At 46.0% G+C, this 20,364-nt stretch carries 20 protein-coding genes; 10 read left to right on the top strand and 10 right to left on the bottom strand.

What is annotated here, in order from left to right:
* Positions 1 to 45 precede the first annotated feature (45 nt).
* The 5 genes from C943_RS15190 to C943_RS15170 all read right to left on the bottom strand — a co-directional run bounded on the left by C943_RS15190 (position 46) and on the right by C943_RS15170 (position 4,968).
* Entirely contained in the window at positions 46 to 582 is a 537-nt protein-coding gene (locus C943_RS15190; protein ID WP_008629485.1) for a hypothetical protein, read from the bottom strand.
* Positions 583 to 614: 32 nt separating this feature from the next.
* A complete protein-coding gene (locus C943_RS15185; protein ID WP_008629483.1) occupies positions 615 to 1,958 on the bottom strand; it encodes a DUF418 domain-containing protein in 1,344 nt (447 codons plus the stop codon).
* A gap of 258 nt (positions 1,959 to 2,216) precedes the next feature.
* Positions 2,217 to 3,104, bottom strand: coding sequence for a carbohydrate kinase family protein (locus tag C943_RS15180; RefSeq protein ID WP_008629480.1), 888 nt, complete (start codon positions 3,102 to 3,104; stop codon positions 2,217 to 2,219).
* Entirely contained in the window at positions 3,097 to 4,440 is a 1,344-nt protein-coding gene (locus C943_RS15175) for a sugar porter family MFS transporter (RefSeq protein WP_008629477.1), read from the bottom strand. The genes C943_RS15180 and C943_RS15175 overlap by 8 nt, the downstream gene beginning before the upstream one ends.
* A gap of 45 nt (positions 4,441 to 4,485) precedes the next feature.
* Positions 4,486 to 4,968, bottom strand: coding sequence for a YciI family protein (locus tag C943_RS15170; RefSeq protein ID WP_157198565.1), 483 nt, complete (start codon positions 4,966 to 4,968; stop codon positions 4,486 to 4,488).
* Positions 4,969 to 5,364: 396 nt separating this feature from the next.
* Here C943_RS15170 and C943_RS15165 point away from each other — a divergent pair, with 396 nt between their 5' ends.
* From C943_RS15165 to C943_RS15150, 4 genes are read left to right on the top strand one after another with little or no spacing between them, the layout of a single operon-like run.
* Positions 5,365 to 5,739 (top strand): response regulator, encoded by a 375-nt coding sequence (locus C943_RS15165; protein ID WP_008629461.1) that lies wholly within the window; start codon positions 5,365 to 5,367, stop codon positions 5,737 to 5,739.
* 45 nt (positions 5,740 to 5,784) lie between these two features.
* Entirely contained in the window at positions 5,785 to 6,582 is a 798-nt protein-coding gene (locus C943_RS15160; RefSeq protein ID WP_008629459.1) for an MlaE family ABC transporter permease, read from the top strand.
* On the top strand, positions 6,575 to 7,336 hold the full coding sequence (locus tag C943_RS15155) for an ABC transporter ATP-binding protein (RefSeq protein WP_040480856.1): 762 nt from the start codon (positions 6,575 to 6,577) through the stop codon (positions 7,334 to 7,336). Before C943_RS15160 ends, C943_RS15155 begins: the two co-directional genes overlap by 8 nt.
* Entirely contained in the window at positions 7,336 to 8,313 is a 978-nt protein-coding gene (locus C943_RS15150) for an MlaD family protein (protein ID WP_008629454.1), read from the top strand. The genes C943_RS15155 and C943_RS15150 overlap by 1 nt, the downstream gene beginning before the upstream one ends.
* A gap of 112 nt (positions 8,314 to 8,425) precedes the next feature.
* Here C943_RS15150 and C943_RS15145 read toward each other — a convergent pair whose 3' ends face one another.
* Complete coding sequence (locus C943_RS15145) at positions 8,426 to 9,634, bottom strand: cation:proton antiporter (protein WP_008629452.1); 1,209 nt, start codon at positions 9,632 to 9,634, stop codon at positions 8,426 to 8,428.
* 278 nt (positions 9,635 to 9,912) lie between these two features.
* On the opposite strand from C943_RS15145, the gene C943_RS15140 reads away from it, so the two are divergent.
* A complete protein-coding gene (locus C943_RS15140; protein WP_008629451.1) occupies positions 9,913 to 10,515 on the top strand; it encodes a diheme cytochrome c-553 in 603 nt (200 codons plus the stop codon).
* Positions 10,516 to 10,748: 233 nt separating this feature from the next.
* Here the strand turns inward: C943_RS15140 and C943_RS15130 are convergent, their stop codons facing one another.
* The 4 genes from C943_RS15130 to C943_RS15115 all read right to left on the bottom strand — a co-directional run bounded on the left by C943_RS15130 (position 10,749) and on the right by C943_RS15115 (position 14,942).
* Positions 10,749 to 11,360 (bottom strand): Uma2 family endonuclease, encoded by a 612-nt coding sequence (locus tag C943_RS15130; RefSeq protein ID WP_008629448.1) that lies wholly within the window; start codon positions 11,358 to 11,360, stop codon positions 10,749 to 10,751.
* Positions 11,361 to 11,372: 12 nt separating this feature from the next.
* Positions 11,373 to 12,629 (bottom strand): carcinine hydrolase/isopenicillin-N N-acyltransferase family protein, encoded by a 1,257-nt coding sequence (locus C943_RS15125; RefSeq protein ID WP_008629447.1) that lies wholly within the window; start codon positions 12,627 to 12,629, stop codon positions 11,373 to 11,375.
* A gap of 103 nt (positions 12,630 to 12,732) precedes the next feature.
* Positions 12,733 to 13,185, bottom strand: a complete 453-nt coding sequence (locus tag C943_RS15120; RefSeq protein WP_008629445.1) for a VOC family protein — start codon at positions 13,183 to 13,185, stop codon at positions 12,733 to 12,735.
* Positions 13,186 to 13,304: 119 nt separating this feature from the next.
* Complete coding sequence (locus tag C943_RS15115; RefSeq protein ID WP_008629443.1) at positions 13,305 to 14,942, bottom strand: S41 family peptidase; 1,638 nt, start codon at positions 14,940 to 14,942, stop codon at positions 13,305 to 13,307.
* 154 nt (positions 14,943 to 15,096) lie between these two features.
* Between C943_RS15115 and C943_RS15110 the strand changes: the two genes are divergently transcribed.
* The 5 genes from C943_RS15110 (at position 15,097) to C943_RS15090 (ending at position 20,163) form a co-directional block, all read left to right on the top strand.
* Entirely contained in the window at positions 15,097 to 15,858 is a 762-nt protein-coding gene (locus C943_RS15110) for a hemerythrin domain-containing protein (protein WP_008629442.1), read from the top strand.
* Positions 15,858 to 16,271, top strand: coding sequence for a Holliday junction resolvase RuvX (gene ruvX / locus C943_RS15105; RefSeq protein WP_008629434.1), 414 nt, complete (start codon positions 15,858 to 15,860; stop codon positions 16,269 to 16,271). Before C943_RS15110 ends, ruvX begins: the two co-directional genes overlap by 1 nt.
* On the top strand, positions 16,268 to 16,822 hold the full coding sequence (def, locus tag C943_RS15100; RefSeq protein WP_008629431.1) for a peptide deformylase: 555 nt from the start codon (positions 16,268 to 16,270) through the stop codon (positions 16,820 to 16,822). Before ruvX ends, def begins: the two co-directional genes overlap by 4 nt.
* A 48-nt stretch (positions 16,823 to 16,870) precedes the next feature.
* A complete protein-coding gene (locus tag C943_RS15095; protein ID WP_008629429.1) occupies positions 16,871 to 17,680 on the top strand; it encodes an amidohydrolase in 810 nt (269 codons plus the stop codon).
* A gap of 254 nt (positions 17,681 to 17,934) precedes the next feature.
* Positions 17,935 to 20,163 (top strand): NADP-dependent isocitrate dehydrogenase, encoded by a 2,229-nt coding sequence (locus C943_RS15090; RefSeq protein WP_008629425.1) that lies wholly within the window; start codon positions 17,935 to 17,937, stop codon positions 20,161 to 20,163.
* Positions 20,164 to 20,364 lie beyond the last annotated feature (201 nt).

Raw genomic sequence — 20,364 nt, 5'->3', positions numbered from 1 at the left:
GTAATGAATTTGGTCAATCGAATTGAAGGTTGCTTTTTTTGAATATCAGTCGACCATGGCGACCCAATCAGGTGCTTGGTTTGTTTGCCGCCTTAGGATCAGATTCAGTTGGCCGACATGGTGCTGCACATGTCGCAGGTTATAGAATAGAATTTCCAATACTGAATAGGTTGCCACGGTCTGTGGGCACCCGACATGAAGCTCTAGCTCGGAGGCTTTGATCCAAGGCTGGGAGAATCGTTCTTCAGGAAAATTCAGGATTTGGTCCCGACACTTTCCTTTGATTTGTGCGATATAGGCCAACATCTCCCCTTGATCAAAATGCCTCAAAGGCAATACATCATCAACAGCTTGCTCCGGCAATTTTTCTTGATTTTCGAGAAAATAGGGGAGTTGGGGTGAAAATTCACTCACGGGAATCGAGAGATAATAATCCAGGAAGATTACGGTATGGTAGCTGAGGTAGAAGAACTTCATATCTTTTTCCCACATCTCCTCCGGACATGCGGCAATGGCATTACCTAGCATATCGACGGCAGCACCAAAATTTTGCCAAAGACAGGTTTTAAAATTTTCAAACATAGATTGATGGTCGAAGGAGATTTAAGCGTATGTCATTTCCGGACAAATGGCTGCATCCTGCCGTATGTTAGGCACCGCCATAGCCATTCCAGGGGACCGAATAGGTATTTCTTCAGCCAAATAGGACTTAGCAAAAGCTGAAACATCCATATGCCTGCGACGAGTAAGTAGAGTTGGTAATATTCCCACTCAGCAAATTGGTTGAGCCCGTAACCAAAGAAAACGAGTGAGCAAATGACCGTGTGCATGATATAATTCGTGAACGCTGTCTGGCCAACCGCTCGTAAGCTATCCATGAGTCGGGTGAAAACTCCATTTTTATAAAGAATCATGACCAAAGCCACATGTGCCATCATGATAAGGATGCGTTGGAAATCATAGATCAATGCCACCCAATTGATCGAATGGGTTTCGATATAGGCTAGGCCAGCTTCGACATTTGGAAAATAAATTGTGTTGTAAATGAACGAAAAGGTAACCAAGGGTAAGCCGACACCATACCCAATCCACATGGTTTTTCGGTATTGGGCATCGGTCCAAGCCAGGGTCAAGAATCCCCATTTGTACAGCGCCATTCCCAGCAGCATCAATGCCAGCATATCCCAAATCGAGAAAATGAGGTATTTGAACTGTCCGTCTATTGCCTTTGGGCGAATGTAGCTTGCCACCTCGGAATAGGAACCCTTCATCAATGCAGTGTTGATTTTGACTTGGTCTTTGTCGGGAATAAATTCTTTTTGCACTTCTTTCCACGCCTCGAGAGCGGCGAGTTCTTTCTCAGCTAATTCGGCTCCCGTTTCCTGTAGCGTAATTACTTCTTTGTACTCCAGGTATTTGGAACGGATGTTTTGCATGAAGAGCGTGTTGGCGACAAAGCCGATGATCGCGACAATCGGAACTCCCATGGCGAGGTATTTGGGTTTCATTTTCCTAAAGAGGAACGCAATCATCCCAATCACGCCGTAGAAATAAAGAATATCGCCCAGCCAAAGCAGGAGGTGCGCGTGGGCAAGGCCAAACAGCGTTAGCCATATCATTCTCTTGTAAAAAAGCCAGGTGGCTGATTTTCCCGCTTTTTCCTTGTTCATCGTGAAAAGTAGAATTCCCGCGCCAAAAACCATCGAAAACAATGCCCGCATCTTGCCCTCGAAGAATATGATATTGACAGCATGCACCCAGAAATTGACGTTGCCTGTATCCTGCGACCAGGGATCCGTGAAGGAGTCTTCCATCGCAAAATAAGGGATGTTCAAAAGCAGGATGCCTAAAAGCGCAACTCCGCGAATAATGTCGATGATGTCGATCCGGTTGACGAGAATGGCGGGCTTCGGCGAATTGTCCACCAGGTTGATTTCAGAACTTGTTTCGAGTGGCATAGTGTGGTTTGATGAGAAAAATAATCATAAACAATTCCTTGAAAATAGTTAAAACTCAGCGAATTGTAATTTTGGTGTTATTGGCGAAGCATGTTTGGGATAAACGAGGATTTTGTAGGAGCAAATAAAGGATAGGAATACCCAGGGTCTCACGGATTCTATTCCTTTCCGGAAATTGATCTACTTCAAAATCAAAAAATGCTGCATTCGAACGATCGCAGCTTCGTTTTTCGGTTATCTAAGAAAGAAAGGGGGTTTTCATCCTTTCTGTCCGACGGCTTTCCAAATCTCGTCTACCTGGTAACGTGGCGTTCCACCTTTTTTCGTCGCAACAAATGCTCCGATTGCACAGGCAAAATCGAGTATTTCCTCGGGTTTTTTGCCTTCCAAATAGCTCTTGACAAAACCACCCAAAAATGCATCACCTGCACCTACGGTATCCTCTACAGTGACTTTATAGCCGGGATGCTTGAAGACTTTCCCATTTTCATAGATCATGGCGCCCTTCGATCCCAAAGTGACGCAGACCATTTGGATCGGGAAGTGGGTCGTGAGCATGTCGCAAACGGTATTGATGTCGTTTTTCAGGTTGAAATAATCCGCGACGATCTCCAGTTCGTCTTCGTTGATTTTCAATATGTCTGTGTAGCCAAGCAAAAGTTCTATCTTTTCGAAATCGTAGAACGGCGCACGGAGGTTGATATCAAAAATATTGAGCGTTGGCTGGTGTAGGAGATGGTATAACGTGTCCCAACTTTGGGTATTTCTCACGGCAAGGCTGCCAAAAATCAAGGCATCGGCGGATTGGACTGCATGGATGTTCTGCTCGTTCATTTCGATGTAATCCCAGGCCACCGGTGAGACGATCGTGTATTTGATGTTTTCGGGGTCTTCGTTGTGGACGATGACATTTCCTGTAGGATGGATATGGTCTATCTGAACCAAATCCGTCGGAAAGCCATAGCCGGATATGAAGTCAAGGAATTTTCTGCCTCTTTCATCGTCTCCTACCCGTGAAATCATGCCCACTTCAAGGCCCAGTTGGTGGAGATGAAGTGCGACGTTCATTGGAGCGCCGCCAGGTATTTCCTTATCGGGAAAGCAGTCCCACAGCATTTCCCCAAAACAGATGACTTTCTTAGACATGAGTTTTTTGTAGTTCTTGTTGAATTTCTTCCAAAGACTTTCCTTTCGTTTCAGGCATTCTGAAGGCCACCCAAAGCAGTTGGAGCACCATCATGAGCGCGAAAAAGGCGAATATACTTCCCGCACCAAATGTATTGGCAAAGAAGGGGAAAACATTTGCGATCAAGGCTGCCAAAATCCAGTGGGTAAATGAACCCAGGGATTGGCCGAATGCGCGCAACTCATTGGGGAATATTTCGGCAATAAATACCCAGATCACGGAACCCTGTCCGATCGCATGCGAGGCGATGAACACAAATACGAAATAGGGGAGTAGGTTGCTGGAAATCATTCCTCCAAAATAGGAATACGCCATCAGGGATAGCGAAATGATGTAGCCGACCGACCCTATGTACATGAGTTTTTTCCTTCCCAATTTATCGATCAAATATAGACCGGCCATCGTCGCGATGAGGTTGATGACGCCGATTCCGATTGTAGAGAAAAGTGCATCTTCTGTGGAAATCCCTGCCGATTCGAAGATTCTTGGCGCAAAGTAGATAATGGCGTTGATGCCGGACATTTGGTTGAAAAATGCCATCAGGAAGGCGAAGAAGGAAATTTTTCTGAATCTGGAATCGAATAGTGCGGCGACGGAGGTTTTACCTTTGATCGACTTGCTCTCTTCGATGGCCAATTTGATCGCTTCGTCTACCCCCTCGGGATCGGTTCGTGTCAAGATTTCCCGGGCAGTTTGGTAATCCTGTTTCTTTGCGATCAGCCATCGTGGGCTTTTAGGTACTTTGAGGATCAAAATGGAATAGATCAAGGCGGGGATGGCCTCTACTCCCAGCATCCAGCGCCAAGCTTCATCAAGGTTGGCAGTACCGATAAGGTAGTTTGAAAAATAAGCCATGAGAATGCCAAACACGATATTGAACTGGTAAAGGGCCACCAGTTGCCCGCGACTTTTTGCAGGAGCAATCTCGGAAATATACATCGGCGCGACAACTGAAGATGCGCCCACGCCTAGGCCACCGATGAAGCGGTAAAACATGAATGAGTAGACATCATCCACCAGGGCAGAGCCCAAGGCGGATACGAAATAGAAAATACCGATCCAGATCAGGGTAACTTTTCTTCCGTATTTGTCCGCGGGTATGCCGCCAAGCAAGGCACCCAAGACGGTCCCGTAGAGCGCCATGGCAACAGCGAGCCCGTGGCTCCAATCATCCAGTTCCCATAGGTTTTGTATATCCCTCTCTGCGCCCGATATCACTGCGGTATCAAATCCGAACAAAAACCCGCCAAGTGCGGCAGTGATGGAAAGGAAGAGTGCGTAGTTTTTTTGCTGCATGTTGTTGCTGGGATAGAGGTTAGACTAGGGGTCAAAAAGTGATTGTCAATTGGTAGGTTTAGTAAGCTTAGCGTGAAGATCAGTGATCATCATGAGTGCCGCTGGCCCATACCATTCCCGAAGATCCATCTTCAAAACACCCGCCGCGACAGCCGGATCTTGAGCTGTTAAGCTTGCGGCTTCGTCCATTGTGGAGACGTCAAAGACAAAAATCCCCCTCAAATCTTCATTACCAAAGAAAGGTCCGGCCATGATTAGTTTCCCAGATTCCGCCAATTTGGTAATATTCCCCATGTGGCCTTTTTGGATTTCAGCCCTTTGCTCCGGGGTATATTCAGCTACCCGTTCGCCGCGATAAAGAAATGCCATTACATACTTTTTCATGCCACGTTCGTCAGCGCCGAGCTTCTCGGCCAGGGCTGCATCGTAGCCCGATTCTTGGCCCAAGGCATTTAGGCTAAAAGTGCAAGCCAGCATTACAAGTGCAACAATCGACTTTATTAGTGAATGAGCGTAAGTGAGCTTCATGGTGTTTTTGTTTTGAGAATGGCATGGCCAATCTAGTCAAAAAATGGGAATCCCATCAATTGGGAAACCGAAATATTGGAACTCTAAATTTGGGCCAATCTTTTCTTTTTCTGTTGATTGAAGATAGCAACGCGGTTCTTTTTGGTTCTATTGTTGCTGCATGTGATTATTCAGATGTTGACATGTAAGTATCAGATAAATAATGGATTAAATGTGTTTTAGATATAGCTGAATTTGTAATCGCTAAATTATTTTGATTAGGCTAAAAATGTATTCTCGATAATTAGCCATGCCAAGCAGGATGTTTTTATATTTGTGAGTCTTAAAGTTCATTCCCTACCCCCTTCCTGGCAATGATCTTTTGGGCAGTGTTTTGTGAACCAATCTTTTTTCCTTATGCCCCAAAAAGTTTCCACGCTGGTGTTTGTAGATGATGACAAAATCCAGCACATGATCAATCGAAAGAATCTCCAGCGGATTAGTCCAGAATTGCAGACCTTCTTTTTCGACAATCCATATGAGGCTTTGGATTGGCTGAAGGGAGGTAGTGCGGATCTATTGATATTGGATGTGAATATGCCCGAGATGCAGGGCTGGGATTTTTTGGACCACCTCCAGAAAATCGGCAATCATATCGAAGTGAAGATGCTCACTTCCTCGATGGATCCGATGGATGTGGAGATGAGTAAAAATTATGCACAAGTGTCGGGGTTTCTGGTAAAGCCGCTTACTCCACAAATATTGACCGAAATATTGGGATTGGATTCTTAACAATGCCCCAAATTGTTACCTTAGTGATTTCAACTTTTGCCGTTTATGTTCTATAAGATAGATTCGAGGGATACAGTTCTGAGTAAAAAGCTTGATAAATTTTTTAGGGGGCTGGCTAATGCCTTCCAATTTGTAAAGCGGTTTTTTCAGGAAGTCTGGCGCCCGCCATATGAGTTCAGGGAAGTCCTACGTCAGTGCTACGAGATCGGTTATCGCTCTTTGCCTTTGATCTCCTTGACAGGATTCATCATCGGAATTGTATTTACAAACCAAAGCCGTCCGTCACTCGCCGAATTCGGCGCTACTTCTTGGCTTCCTGCTTTGATTTCCATCGCTGTGGTTAGGGCCTTGGGCCCCTTGGTGACAGCGCTGATTTCGGCAGGCAAGGTTGGATCCAGTATCGGCGCAGAGATCGGTTCGATGAAGGTAACGGAGCAGATCGATGCCATGGAAGTATCCGCGATCAATCCATTTAAGTATTTGGTCGTGACCCGGACGCTTGCTACCACCTTTATGATACCTGTACTGATGATGTACACGGATTTTGTGGCTTTGATGGGTTCATTCATCAATGTCAATCAGAACGAGCTCGTCAGCTTATCCACGTTCTTCATCCAAGTTTTCGAATCCATTTCGTTTCTTGACATATTTTCCTCAGTGATCAAATCGTTGATCTTTGGATTCACGATAGGCATTGTTGGATGCTACAAAGGCTACAACTCGTCGAAGGGTACCGAAGGCGTGGGGCAGGCGGCAAACGCGGCGGTCGTTATGTCGATGTTTTTGATTTTCATAGAAGAGCTATTGGTCATGCAGATCGTAAACGCCATCCGGTATGCGTAAGATAGAAAACGAAAAAGTTGTGGAGATCAGAGGACTGTACAAGTCCTTTGACGACAATCATGTGCTTAGGGGAGTGGATTTGGATTTGTACAAAGGTGAGAACCTTGTCGTCCTTGGAAAATCGGGTACCGGTAAATCTGTCCTGATCAAAATCCTCGTGGGCTTGCTCACACCGGACAAAGGCGAGGTGAAAATCTTCGGAAAAAACGCATTGGGATTGCCGATCAAGGAATTGAACCAATTGCGGTTGAGGATTGGATTCTCTTTCCAGGCCTCGGCCCTATATGATAGTATGACCGTGAGAGAAAACCTTGAGTTTCCGCTTGTACGGAACGTCAAGAATATCAGCCGAAAGGAAGTCGATAGGCGGGTCGAGGAGTTGTTGGAGGCAGTAGCACTTCCCAAGACTGTCAACCAGATGCCTTCGGAGCTTTCAGGAGGTCAGAAGAAAAGAATTGGTATCGCCCGAACTTTGATCCTCTACCCCGAGATAATGCTCTATGATGAGCCGACGGCAGGTCTTGACCCGGTTACCTGTATTGAAATAAATAACCTCATCAATCAGGTACAAGAACAATTCAATACCTCTTCCATCGTGATTACCCATGACCTTGCCTGCGCGAAGCAAACAGGGGACCGCATGGCCGTTTTGATCAACGGCCAATTCACGGCAGTAGGGTCCTTTACGGACGTATTTGAGGGGGCGGAGGACCCCCAAGTAAAAGCATTTTATGACTATAATTTTATCAAGTAATGAGAAACGATAATAAAAAATCTGTCATTGTGGGCATTTTTGTCCTAATAGGGATCATCATTTTCGTGTTGGGTGTACTGACGCTGGGAGGCCAACAAAAGAAATTCGTGAAAAGCATCAAACTGAGCGCTGTATTCGACGATGTGGCGGGACTTCAGCAGGGCAACAACGTATGGTTTTCAGGTGTGAAGATCGGCACAGTCCGCAAGATCAATTTCTACGGTGAATCCCAAGTAGAGATTATTTTGGCTGTGGAGGCAAAGGTGCAGGAATACATCCGGAAAGATTCGAAAGCAACAATCGGTTCGGATGGACTGATCGGTAACAAAATCATCGTGATCTATGGCGGTACGACCCAATCTCCCGCTGTCGAGGATGGAGACAGACTCACCGCCGAGATGCCGCTTGATACCGACAAGATGATGGCTACGCTCCAGGAAAACAACAAAAATCTAGTCACAATTACCGAAAATCTTAAGATACTCACCACCAAAATCGCCGAAGGGAAAGGTATCGTTGGCGCGGTCATGACTGATAGCACCTTGGCTATTTCTTTCAAAAACACGCTTAACAACCTCGAGTCGGCTTCCCTTGAATCACGAAGGACCTTGTCAGAACTTTCCAATGTGAGTAAAAATCTCAACAAAGAAGGTACTCTTTTACATCAGTTGACAAATGACAAAGAGACTTTCCCGAAACTTCAAAGCACTGTATCAAAACTTGAAGAAACTTCAAATAACGCGGAGATGCTCACCAAAAACCTGAATGCTACTTCACAGAAACTCAACAGCACGGACAATACTGCAGGGATGTTGTTGAATGATGAGGAGTTTGCGGGTAAACTTAGGAGCACCATGACTAATGTCGATAGCGCTACCTTAAACCTGAACAAGGGTTTGGAAGCGCTACCGTATACATGGCCTTTCCGAAAGGGATTTAAGCGTAAAGCCAAGGCAGAGGCGGCGCAGGGCAACTGAATTAGTCAATGAAAACCTCCCAAATCAGGAGGTTTTTTTAGGGGCCGTGATTAACCTTTGAGCGATCCGCGATGAAATCCGGTTTTTGTGTCAGTGTCCAAATGTTGTGCGGTTAATTTTCATGATCTCCCTTTCCAAAAATACCTGACAGCGGCCTAGCTGAAATACCGTGTAGAAATATGCTCAACAACACCGTCAGGGTGATTACGCTCACCAATCTATCCATACCATCAGGTCCCAAAGTGATGATTGCTATCAACAGATAAAGGATTGAAGCCACGCCTCTTGGGCCAAACCAACCGATAAAAAGAACGGTTTTTCGATCAAGACCAGTTCCGATGAGACTTATCCATACAGGAAGCATTCGGATAAGTGTTAGACTCATGATAGCGTAAATCCAAGCTCTCCAGTCCCAAAGTGGGTACGAAGAAGGCACCAAAATCATTCCGAAGAGCAGGAATATAAACATGACCATCACTTGACTTCCCGCTTCGCCGAATTCTTTCATTCGTTCCCTCGCCTCCTCTCTTCTGGTTCCAAGCATCATCCCCGCAACAAATGCCGCGATGAAGCCATTTCCTCCAAAATATTCAGCGGCAAAGAACGCCAAAACCGCGATTGCAAATGATTCCAGCATTTGGTAAATCACAGTCATCATACCCTTTTTGAGGGCAAGTTCTATGAGTTTTCCCCCTAACCATCCGACAATTCCGCCGATGGCGGGACCTAGAATGAACTGTTTTAACAGGAATGTCAAAAGGTGGCCTTCCTTCACCTCCAGACCCTGTTGCAATGCCAATACACTGATGCAAATCAACAAGGGCGGATAGGCGAACCCATCGTTGAGACCGCTTTCCACGTTGATCGTTTGCCGGATCTTTTTTGGCACTTTTTCACCTGTTACAACCGACTGGCCCAACGCGGCATCTGTTGGCGAAAGTATCAATGCCAATAGAATTAGAATGTAAAGATTCTCTTCCGGGAAAATCCACATAGCAGCTAAAGTTCCCAATACCATAGTCAAAGGGAGTCCAATTCCTAATAAACGTGATGGGAGGGATTTTTCATACCACAGGCTTTTTCGATCGATCGTTGAACCGTCAACGAATAGAATCAATATTAGGGTGAATTCTACGACAGGCTTCACATAGCCAGCCTTCGGACTTTGGTCCAATAAATTGGGCATAAAGTAACTCACAAAGAGTCCCATGAGAACAAAAACCATAGGTGGTGTGATGATCGAGTTCTCCGCTTTCTTGGAAAAAACGCCATAGCCAAGAATCAACAAGGCCATGATAAGGATCATTGGATAGTCATGCATAGCTGCCGGGATTTGCGGAAAGTTAAGGTTTTTCGGATTTTCAGCTCATCGAATTTGTCAGGGGTTTATCTGTTTGGGCTGTTTTTTTCACCGCAGGCGCCTGAAAAGTATCTTGTTAAAATCTGGTCATTGTCTAGCCAAGTGAGTATCTTGTATCAGATTTGTTTGAGTCGATTAGCGTTTGCGGTTTTGTTTTTAGTACGGATCAACGCCACGGTTTTTTTCTGGCGGCGCAGTCCCCGAATTTATAAGCACCATTTAAACCAAAAAACACAACTATGAAAAAGGAAGGAATTATGTTGGCAACATTAGGAGTACTTCTTGTCTTCAGCCAATGCAAGCCAAACCAGACCAAAGAAGAAATTGTCGAGAATAAGCCCGCTTGGGAATTGCTTGGTTACCAATCCCTGCCCGACTATGGCAAGCATTTGGTAACAATCGGTGGTTGTCACGACTGTCATACCCCGAAAAAGATGGGACCAAATGGGCCTGAGCTGGACATGGAATTGGCACTATCCGGGCATCCGTCAGCCATGCCTTTTCCAGATGTAGATCGGGCTGCCATGGAGAAAAACGGCTACGCGGTTACCCAGACCTTGACGGCTTGGGTTGGACCGTGGGGGGTTTCTTACGCTTCCAATCTTACCTCAGATCCCACGGGTATTGGTGGATGGACTGAGGAGCAATTTTTCCGGGCACTTAGGGAGGGGAAATTCAAAGGAAGTCCCAATGGTAGACAGATTTTGCCTCCCATGCCTTGGCAAATGTTTCAGGCTATGCGTGACGATGAAATCGGGGCGATATTCGCTTACCTACAAACGACCAAACCCATCGACAACGTTGTACCTGATGCTTTGCCGCCAAGCTCGGTGGGGCAATAGAACGCAAATTGCATTGACAGCCGGAAATTCAATTTCGGCTGTTTTTTTTGAGACAGCTTGGGCAGATGGTTTTGGGCTTCGTTTTGACTGTACCCGGGTGAAAAATGAGAACTCGCTCAATCAAATGGCGATTTTTAATTCTTTTATCGAGCGGGCCAAATCAGACTATTTCAGCGTCAAAAGCTTCGTACTGACATTTTTTGTTGTTGACGTCTTGCAGTTTGGACGCAGGGTCATGTAATATCGGCAAAGAATTCCCCCAAATCCAATTCAAAACCCTTAAGCACAGATGACTTTACTTTGTCACCGTAGGTCATCAGGCGTGAGGCTTGGTACTTGCCATCTTTGAGCGTGTAGACCAACAGGGTTTGACTTTCAGGATCAACTATCCAGTATTCTTTGATGCCCGAGGATTCATAGACTTCAAATTTATGCTGGAGTTCGAGCTGCTTATTCCCAGGTGAAAGAACCTCGACGACCAAATCTGGCGCGCCGATGCATCCACGGTCATCCAATTTTACCGGATCGCAGACGACGCAGATGTCGGGTTGTACGACGGTGTAGATCTTGTCGTCTCGTTTTGACTTGACGGGTAATCGGACATCAAATGGAGCGATATAGGCTTGGCATTTTTTTCCTTTGAGAAATAGATTCAATTCTGTATGCAGATTTCCAGCGAGCCATTGATGGATTCTTTTTGGGGCGGCCGCTGCTTTTTTGAAGACCCTGCCCTTGATGAGTTCCACCATTTCTTCCATGTCCCAGCTCAAGTAATCAGCGTAGGTATAGTTGCCATAGGTGATATCAGGCTCTTTGACTATAGAATTTTTCAGGTCCTTTTCCATACCGTAATTTAATCATTTGGCAGGTGTTTCGGGAAGTATTTTTAGGTACAAATCCCGAACTTCTTTCAAACAATGGCGGCTGAAATTCTCCAGTTCCTTGATTGCCGGATTGCTGCCCATCAATGCTGCTTCGGCTTTTAGAAGGTCATTTTGCAACGATAAAAATTCAGGCCAAATTTTCGCCTTTCGGTTTTGATAATCGCGACAAATCCATTGGTGGACTTTCTCCGCTTGCCACCACAGCGAATCGTCAGATTGCGAACTTGGTTGGGAAAAATCCTCGAGAACACGTGTCCCGAAAAAGAAGGGCAAAAACACCGAAAGGCAGGGCATCGAGGTCCCTGTCAGCCAAACCGTGTGGGGTTTTCCCTGTCGAATTTCAGCGACCATACTTCCAGTTGTAGAACTCGGATTTGTCAAGCCCGTCGCATGCATGCAAAGAGAGGAGGTGGTTGCTTTTTTTGGGTTGAAAATCGGGTCTGCCAACTCATGAGTCCTCAAAACTTCCATCGCTGCGCCAGCGTCAAAGCTTTTTGATTGCTTTTGTACCAATCCAAAGCTACAGGCCTGTCTGGAATTGGATTTCCCCACTTTGGTGAATAGAAAATCCGAGAAATATTCCTTGAAAGAAAAGGGCTCCGGTTTCTTCAGAATGGAATGAGGGAACTGTCTTTTTTCTCCAGATAGGTGGATTTGATCATATTCAGTGTCAATCGTCAGGCCATTGGAAATGCTGCCAATACGTTTGACTTCACGAGAAGCCCAGGATTTTCCGGCAGTTTCCAGAACGAAAGCTTGGTTCTGATCTGCAATCAGAAAACTGTTGTGGTAGAAAAACCCCCGATTCCTGTATCCTCCGCAGGCATCCTGTCCATATTCTTCCAGTAAATTCGGAATCAACGCAAGGGCCTCCTTGGCATTTTGGCAGCGTTCCAGGGCCAGCCGAAGCATGTCCATGCCCGTCAATCCGTTGTTTTTCTTAGAAATAGGGATATTGGTAAATACTGCCTCATTACCAATCACCAAGCCGTGGACGTTGACTCCCATTTCGGCACCCCACATCTGAAATGGCTTTGATAGGATCACTTCATTTGTCGACTCTGACTGGGGAATGGATATGAAAGTGCAATCCAAATTGGATTTTCCCGATTGCTTAGCTGGAATTTGGATAATACCCTGTGCTTCGTCAGGTTCACGGTCTGAGTTCTTCGCAAAAATTGTCGAACCATTTTTTGTAAATCCAGGAAGGGCGACCAGCGTATCACACATGGCATCAAGGAATGAGGAATATGGGAAAATCGAAATGGGTGTTGATTATTGACTTGGCGAACTGCCGGAAAAACTTCCAAACTGGAAGCTTGAAGTTCAGGCGCTATTTGTATTCGTCGTTGATTTCAATCCAATAGCCGTCCGGATCTTTGAGGTAGATTTGCTTGATGCCGTCGGGACGGATATTGATCTTATTTTTATTGCCTGGCCAGTCTTCGTACTCAATTTTCAGTCGCTCCAGATTTTTTACAAAATCATCCATACTCGGCACGCTGAAGCAGATATGGTTGATCTTATTGATAGTCACAGGTTCCCAAGGTGCTTGGATGAGATGCATGGATGTGTTGTTGCCAATGTCCAGCCAAGTATGTAGCCCGTCCTTAAATGGTTCGTCGATTTCAGGGAAACCGAAGACGTTTTTGTAAAAATCACTGCTTCTTTTCAGTTCCTTGACGTAGACCGCGATATGGGTGATTTTTGTTTGTTGGGCCATGAGTACTGGGGATATCATCAGAACACAGGCCAAAATTAGGATTTTGCGTGCAGCTGTCTTCATTGGTTCTTGGGTTTGTGAATGAGGAATATACGCTGAATCGGGAATCTTTCCCAGATGAAACAACAAAAAAGCCCCTTGCCGAAGCAAAGGGCTTAAATAATCTGGTGATTTAAGGCTTCCTATTCATTGACTTTTGGGGCAAAGGCCAATTTCTCGGCTTCACCAAAAAGCGTCAATGCTTGCAGGTACACCTCGTTGATATCGTTGATGACGCGATAAAAGGCATTGTCGTCGTAGAGGTTGCGTCCCATATGGGCTTTGATGAGGATTTTGAGGTAGTCTTTTGATTTCCGGTAATCCTTCTCGTCAAACTTCACCTTATTACGCTCTCCTACTTTGATCAAGCTTTGAAGCATCTCTTCAGAAACCTGGAACTTGGCATAGTAGTCTTCGAAGCTCATGTTTTCAAATTTCTTTTTGTTTTTTTCCAAGTAGTCCAAAATGAATTCCCGTGCAGAATCGGAGTTGAAGAGGCGGTTTACATAGCTACTAGCCATGGTGGTGTCGAGTGGCACGAAGAAATCCGGCATGATACCTCCGCCACCATAGACCGTCCTTCCTGACAATGTTTCGTATCGCAAGCTGTCGTTGAACCTGATGCTGTCCGCGGTGAAAAATTCCCCGTGTTCAAATCTGTTGTTCCAGTCACTGTTGTAATCCTCGTCGTTGCCGTAGGGCTTCTGAATGGATCTGCCGGATGGCGTATAGTAACGCGCTATGGTCAGCCTCAATTCTGCACCGTCAGAAAGGTCGATGGGCATTTGAACAAGTCCTTTACCGAAAGATCTTCTGCCGACAATCAATCCGCGGTCATTGTCCTGAATCGCTCCCGCCACGATTTCGGAGGCGGATGCGGAGCCTTCGTTTATCAGGACGATCACGGAGCCATCCTCAAAAAGCCCTGGTCTGCTGGCTGTGGCAATTTGGTTGTAGCGGCTGAGTTTGCCTTTTTGGGAAACGATCACGGCGTTTTGGCCGAGGATTTCATCAGCAATCTGGATCGCAGCCCCCATGTACCCACCGGGATTGCTCTGCAAATCCAAGATCAGTCGAGTCATGCCTTGTTCTTTGAGGCTGGTCACGGATTTTCTGAATTCCTCATGCGTCGTTGCAGCAAACCTGGTTACCTTGATGTAGCCAGTGGTTTCATCGACCATGTAGGAAGCATTGATGCTGTACTGGGGGATTTTGTCACGGATGATCTCAAAGTTGAGCAGGTCTTTTTGGCTTTTTCTTCTGATATCGACGATTACCTTGCTGCCCCTTGGACCGCGAAGGAGGTCAAATACATCCCGATTGGTGATCCCGGTTCCGGCTACGGTTTTGCCGTCAACTTTGATGATCTGATCGCCTGATTGTATGCCGAGCTTTTCGGAGGGACCGCCTGTCAACGGTGCGACTACATAAATCGTGTCGCGGATGATGCCGAATTCCACCCCGATTCCGTCAAATTCCCCGTCCAATTGGGATTGGGCCAAGGAGGCGTCGCGTGCTGGAATGTAGCTGGAGTGTGGGTCGAGCTTTTCGAGCATCTGTTGGATGCCAAATTCTACCAATTCATTAGTGTTGACGCTGTCGACGTAATCACGATTGATATAAGTGATGATCTCCTGCAATTTATAAATAGCGGCCTTGAGATCGTTTCTGTCGGTTTTTGGTTCGGCAAATGTAGCTCCGATCCAAATTCCTGCAGAGATAGCCAAAGCCAAAATCAAGGGCAACCTGACTTGTTGCTTGGTGTTTTTGATTTCGCTCACGGTTAGGATGGTTTTAGTTGGTGTATGATAGATAAGTGGGTATCAACATACCTTCTAACTGAAATTTCCGACCTTTCGTTTAGCCAAGGCCATTAATTTCGATTTTAAACTTCATGATGTCCTTGAAAAGCCAAAATAAGTTACTTTTGTAAGTATGTTGGATTCCAAAGATATTGAAAAAAGCCGCATACGGGAACTAGTTTCCGAGAATTATGTCTTCGCCGCGGTACTCCATTATTTCGGGATCAACTTTTTCCTGTATGAGCAGAATTCCCTCGAGGAAGTATGCCGAAAATTCAAAATCAACCCGCAGCAACTGATAGACGAACTGGAGCGATGGGCCTCAAGAAAGGAGCCGAGCACCGAAGAGCTTTTCCTTAGGCCAATCGAAGTATTGGTGTCCTACCTGAAGCGAAAGCACTACTTTTTTGTTCGGCAGGAATTGCCTTTTCTGTCAAATATGATCTCGGGAATACAGGTAGAAAATCCCGTTTTCGCAGCTATCCTGGCGGACATGCGGATGATGTTCCCTCTCTTTGTGGAGGATTTTATCCACCATATCCATGAGGAGGAAACCACGCTTTTTCAGCGAATCAAACTCCTCCACGAAATTGAGGAAGATGAATACCGTCTGGTAGATGCGCTTCATATTCTCGAGAAAAGCCCCATATCCGTGCTTTCCCAAGCGCATGAAGCGCACGATGATGAGATGGAGGGAATCAGAAGATTGACCAAGGATTATGAACTTCCCGAGACCGCACCTGTCAGTATGAAAGTGCTTTACCATGAGCTTCAGGTTTTTGAGCGGGAACTCTCCATACATGCGCAAATCGAGGATCAGCTGCTTTTTCCCAAGGCTATGGAACTCGAAAAAGAGGTGTTGCGAAGGGTGCGGAAAAAAATCCTGCATAACTGATGGGCAGGGTCTTGGCCATTGATTTGGGAACCAAAAGGACCGGTTTGGCGGTTACAGATTCGCTTAAGCTGATTGCCAATCCTTTGGACACCATCCCAACGCACCAATTGGAGGATTTCCTCATGAAATATGTCGCCAAAGAAGACGTCGAAGTCATAGTCATCGGCCTTCCCAAGAAATTGGACAACAGCGCAAACGAAATGACCCCGCGGGTTTTGGCATTGAAAAATCGCTTGGAAAAAGTCTTTCCACAACTGAAGTTGGCCTTGGTCGATGAGCGATTCACCTCCAAAATCGCCTTACAAACCATGATTGACATGGGCACCAAGAAAAAAGACAGGCGGGAAAAGGAAGGAAATTTGGATAAAATATCCGCAACCATCATCTTACAATCCTATTTGCAACAACAATGATTTATCCCATAGTAGCGTACGGTAACCCGATTTTGAAAAAGGAGGCTGAGGAAATTCCTGAAGGAGACAACATTTCTGATTTGATCAAGGATATGTTTGCCACGATGGAAAACGCCAACGGCGTGGGCTTGGCCGCGCCACAAATCAACAAGGGTATTCGGCTTTTTGTGATCGATTCCAACCTGATGTTGGACGAAAAAGACGAGGAGAAAGGCGTCAGACGTGCTTTCATCAATCCGATTATCCTGGATGAATACGGGGACAGCTATTCTTTCGAAGAGGGTTGTTTGAGTATCCCGGAACTGAGGGCTGAAATCACCAGACCTGAAAAACTCACCATCGAGTATTTCGATGAAAATTGGAATCTGCGTGAGGAAGAATTCTCGGGAATGACGGCGCGTGTAATCCAGCACGAATACGACCATCTGGAGGGGATTCTTTTTGTTGATTATCTAAAGGGATTAAAAAAGAAGCTGCTTCAAAGCAAACTCATCGACATCAGCAAAGGCAAAGTCCCGACGGACTATCGGATGATCTATCCGCTGAAGTGAAGCCCTTAAACCAGCAGATTTTCCTGTTGGTTTTTTTATTTTTAAACCATGAAGCAAATCCCAGAAACCAACTTACGGCTAGCATTGGTCCAAACAGACCTTTTTTGGAAGGATATCATCGCCAATTTGGCCATGATAGAAGAGAAAATCCTCAACCTCCAGCAGGAAGTAGACCTTATCGCACTGCCCGAAATGTTTCCCACGGGATTTACGATGGATGCCTCGGAAGTCGCCGAACCGATGAATTTGACGGTTTGCAAATGGCTGCTGCAAATGGCGAGGCAGACAAAGGCCGTCGTCACAGGCAGCGCTGTGATTCAGGCTGGCGGGAAATTCTACAATCGGCTGCTATGGGCAAGACCGGATGGAAAGCTGGATTTCTACGACAAGAGGCATCTTTTCCGGATGGCCAACGAACATGACCATTATGATTTTGGAAAAGCCAAGAAGGTTTTCGAATGGAAGGGTTGGCGTATTTTGCCGCAAATCTGTTATGATCTACGGTTTCCGGTGTGGAGTAGAAACCAAGTCCAAGAAGATGGGTCATTGGCCTACGACTTGATGGTTTATGTGGCAAGCTGGCCAAAGCCAAGGATAAATGCTTGGGATGCACTTTTGAAGGCGCGGGCCATCGAGAATCTCAGCTATGCAGTCGGGGTCAACAGAGTCGGGCAAGACGGGAATGGCATTCCGTATTCGGGACATTCCGGTGCATATAATTTCAAGGGCGAGACTTTGGTTTTTTCGGAAGATAGGGAGGAAGTCCTTTACGTTGAATTGGATGCAGCGTCGTTGGCTGAATTCAGACAGAAGTTCCCGGCTTGGATGGATGCCGATGACTTTTCACTGCGGTTTTGAAAACCAATTGGCAAAAAAGTTTCCTAATTGATCCTGAATCTTTTTGACTTGGATAATCCAGTCTTCGGTCTTTTAGAGTGCATTTTCATGCCCTTTTTCCCCATTTGTAAAGCCGGTTTGAAACTGCGGATAATTGCTTAATTTAGCCCCGATTTATACCAAAACACAGCGCTCCGGGTTCAATTTGACTTTTTGTTTCAAATGAAGATTGGCCGCTTTTATTTCTCTTTATCCTTAAACTTGTTTGATTAAAAATGACTGATAAAACAGCGAAAATCCTCTATACCTTGACGGATGAGGCACCGGCTTTGGCTACCTATTCCTTGTTGCCGATTGTGAAGGCTTTCACGCATTCAGCTGGTATTGCGGTAGAAACACGCGACATTTCACTCTCTGGACGAATTATTGCGCTATTTCCCGAGTTTCTGAAACCTCAGCAGCGGATCAGCGATGATTTGGCTGAGCTCGGAGAGATCGCGAAGCAGCCGGATGCCAATATTGTGAAATTGCCCAATATCTCGGCTTCCATCCCACAGTTGAAGGCAGCCATCAAAGAACTCCAAGCCCAAGGCTATGCACTTCCCGACTATCCTGATGATCCCAAATCCGAGCAAGAGAAGGATATCAAAGGCAGGTACGACAAAGTGAAGGGAAGCGCCGTGAATCCTGTGTTGCGGGAAGGGAATTCTGACAGGAGGGCACCTTTGGCAGTCAAACAATATGCGAAAAACAATCCCCACAGCATGGGGAAATGGTCTTCTGATTCCAAGACCCATGTTGCAAGTATGAGCCGCGGGGATTTTTATGGAAGTGAAAAATCCGTTACGATCGCCTCTGCCACGAAAGTGAGTATTGATTTGCACACCAGCGCCGGAACGAAAATTTCCTTGAAGGAAAACCTTGCTTTGCAGGCCGAAGAGGTGATTGACGCGGCGGTATTGTCCGTGGCAGATCTGATAGAGTTTCTGCAACAGCAGAAGGCCGATGCCAAAAAGCAAGGAGTACTTTTTTCGCTCCACATGAAAGCCACCATGATGAAGGTCTCCGATCCCATCATTTTTGGCCATGCGGTAAAGGTGTTTTTTGCACAGCTTTTCGAAAAACACCAAGCTGTTTTTGAAAAAATCGGCGTAGATGTTAACAATGGATTTGGGGATTTGATCGCCAAAATGCAGACGCTGCCTGAATCAGAAAGAAAGGCCATTGAGTCGGATATTGAGGCAACATTGGCTGAAGGGCCGGATTTGGCAATGGTAAATTCGGACAAAGGCATCACCAACCTCCATGTGCCTAGTGATGTGATCATCGATGCCTCCATGCCGGCCATGATCAGAAGTTCAGGTCAGATGTGGAATAAGGCAGGCAAACTCCAAGACACCAAAGCTGTGATTCCAGATCGCTGCTATGCAGGTGTGTATGAGGAGACCATCAATTTCTGCAAAAAACATGGTGCTTTTGACCCAGCTACGATGGGAAGTGTGCCAAACGTTGGATTGATGGCGCAGAAAGCGGAAGAATATGGCTCCCATGACAAGACCTTTGAGATCCCGGCGGACGGTACCGTCACCGTTACGGATTCATCTGGTGAAGTGTTGATTTCCCATGATGTGAAAAAAGGAGATATCTGGCGCATGTGCCAAACAAAGGATGCCCCGATTCAGGATTGGGTAAAATTGGCGGTGAATCGGGCACGTGCGACGGGCGTTCCTGCAGTATTTTGGTTGGATGAGAAGCGTGCCCACGATGCCGAATTGATCAAAAAAGTGAAAAAATACCTTGGCGACCACGATACCAAAGGTTTGGATATCCGGATTCTTTCACCTGTCGATGCGACGCGGCTTTCTTTGGAGCGTATCAAAGAAGGTAAGGACACCATTTCAGTGACCGGAAACGTCCTGCGGGATTATTTGACCGATTTGTTCCCAATTTTGGAATTGGGCACTTCAGCCAAGATGCTTTCGATCGTTCCTTTGATGAATGGAGGAGGTTTGTTCGAGACAGGCGCCGGTGGTTCGGCACCTAAACACGTCGAGCAGTTCCTGGAGGAAAACCACTTGCGTTGGGATTCACTCGGTGAGTTTTTGGCTTTGGCGGTTTCCTTGGAGCATTTGGCTGACACGTTTCATAACGATCGGGCAAAGGTACTTGCCGAGACCTTAGACCAAGGAACCGGCAAATTCCTCGAACAGGATAAATCCCCTTCCCGCAATGCGAAGGAACTCGACAACCGAGGCAGCCATTTCTACTTGGCAATGTATTGGGCTGAGGCGTTGGCTGGCCAGGACAAGGATTTGGAATTGAAGACAAAGTTCACTCCGATTGCAAAGGCCCTTCAGGAAAATGAACAGAAAATTGTTTCTGAATTGAATGAAGCACAGGGCGTGAAAATGGATATCGGTGGGTACTACAAGCCGGACGAATCCAAGACTTCCGCCGCAATGCGTCCAAGTCCTACGTTCAATGCGATATTAGAAAGGATTTAATCTACAAAGATCAGCTGGATTGAAAGCCACCTTGCGAATAGCGGGTGGCTTTTTTTGTGCCTTACCTTTCGGTTTTTGATTAGGCCAGTGCCAGGTAAACAGGGGATATCGTCCGTCAGCGAACAATATTGTTCGATTATTTTGTCTCTTATGCCTTAAAATCAGGTGTTTTTTGTCCGAATTGGGGCATTTTTTATGGCA

Origin of the sequence: Mariniradius saccharolyticus AK6, assembly GCF_000330725.2 — a bacterium.
Classification (GTDB): domain Bacteria; phylum Bacteroidota; class Bacteroidia; order Cytophagales; family Cyclobacteriaceae; genus Mariniradius; species Mariniradius saccharolyticus.
This window is presented reverse-complemented; position numbering and strand designations above follow the sequence as displayed.

Excerpts from the sequence above, each read along its gene's own strand:
- C943_RS15190 (WP_008629485.1), bottom strand. The coding sequence starts at position 582 with ATGTTTGAAAATTTTAAAACCTGTCTTTGGCAAAATTTTGGTGCTGCC.
- C943_RS15185 (WP_008629483.1), bottom strand. The coding sequence starts at position 1,958 with ATGCCACTCGAAACAAGTTCTGAAATCAACCTGGTGGACAATTCGCCG.
- C943_RS15180 (WP_008629480.1), bottom strand. The coding sequence starts at position 3,104 with ATGTCTAAGAAAGTCATCTGTTTTGGGGAAATGCTGTGGGACTGCTTT.
- C943_RS15175 (WP_008629477.1), bottom strand. The coding sequence starts at position 4,440 with ATGCAGCAAAAAAACTACGCACTCTTCCTTTCCATCACTGCCGCACTT.
- C943_RS15170 (WP_157198565.1), bottom strand. The coding sequence starts at position 4,968 with ATGAAGCTCACTTACGCTCATTCACTAATAAAGTCGATTGTTGCACTT.
- C943_RS15165 (WP_008629461.1), top strand. The coding sequence starts at position 5,365 with ATGCCCCAAAAAGTTTCCACGCTGGTGTTTGTAGATGATGACAAAATC.
- C943_RS15160 (WP_008629459.1), top strand. The coding sequence starts at position 5,785 with ATGTTCTATAAGATAGATTCGAGGGATACAGTTCTGAGTAAAAAGCTT.
- C943_RS15155 (WP_040480856.1), top strand. The coding sequence starts at position 6,575 with ATGCGTAAGATAGAAAACGAAAAAGTTGTGGAGATCAGAGGACTGTAC.
- C943_RS15150 (WP_008629454.1), top strand. The coding sequence starts at position 7,336 with ATGAGAAACGATAATAAAAAATCTGTCATTGTGGGCATTTTTGTCCTA.
- C943_RS15145 (WP_008629452.1), bottom strand. The coding sequence starts at position 9,634 with ATGCATGACTATCCAATGATCCTTATCATGGCCTTGTTGATTCTTGGC.
- C943_RS15140 (WP_008629451.1), top strand. The coding sequence starts at position 9,913 with ATGAAAAAGGAAGGAATTATGTTGGCAACATTAGGAGTACTTCTTGTC.
- C943_RS15130 (WP_008629448.1), bottom strand. The coding sequence starts at position 11,360 with ATGGAAAAGGACCTGAAAAATTCTATAGTCAAAGAGCCTGATATCACC.
- C943_RS15125 (WP_008629447.1), bottom strand. The coding sequence starts at position 12,629 with ATGTGTGATACGCTGGTCGCCCTTCCTGGATTTACAAAAAATGGTTCG.
- C943_RS15120 (WP_008629445.1), bottom strand. The coding sequence starts at position 13,185 with ATGAAGACAGCTGCACGCAAAATCCTAATTTTGGCCTGTGTTCTGATG.
- C943_RS15110 (WP_008629442.1), top strand. The coding sequence starts at position 15,097 with ATGTTGGATTCCAAAGATATTGAAAAAAGCCGCATACGGGAACTAGTT.
- ruvX (WP_008629434.1), top strand. The coding sequence starts at position 15,858 with ATGGGCAGGGTCTTGGCCATTGATTTGGGAACCAAAAGGACCGGTTTG.
- def (WP_008629431.1), top strand. The coding sequence starts at position 16,268 with ATGATTTATCCCATAGTAGCGTACGGTAACCCGATTTTGAAAAAGGAG.
- C943_RS15095 (WP_008629429.1), top strand. The coding sequence starts at position 16,871 with ATGAAGCAAATCCCAGAAACCAACTTACGGCTAGCATTGGTCCAAACA.
- C943_RS15090 (WP_008629425.1), top strand. The coding sequence starts at position 17,935 with ATGACTGATAAAACAGCGAAAATCCTCTATACCTTGACGGATGAGGCA.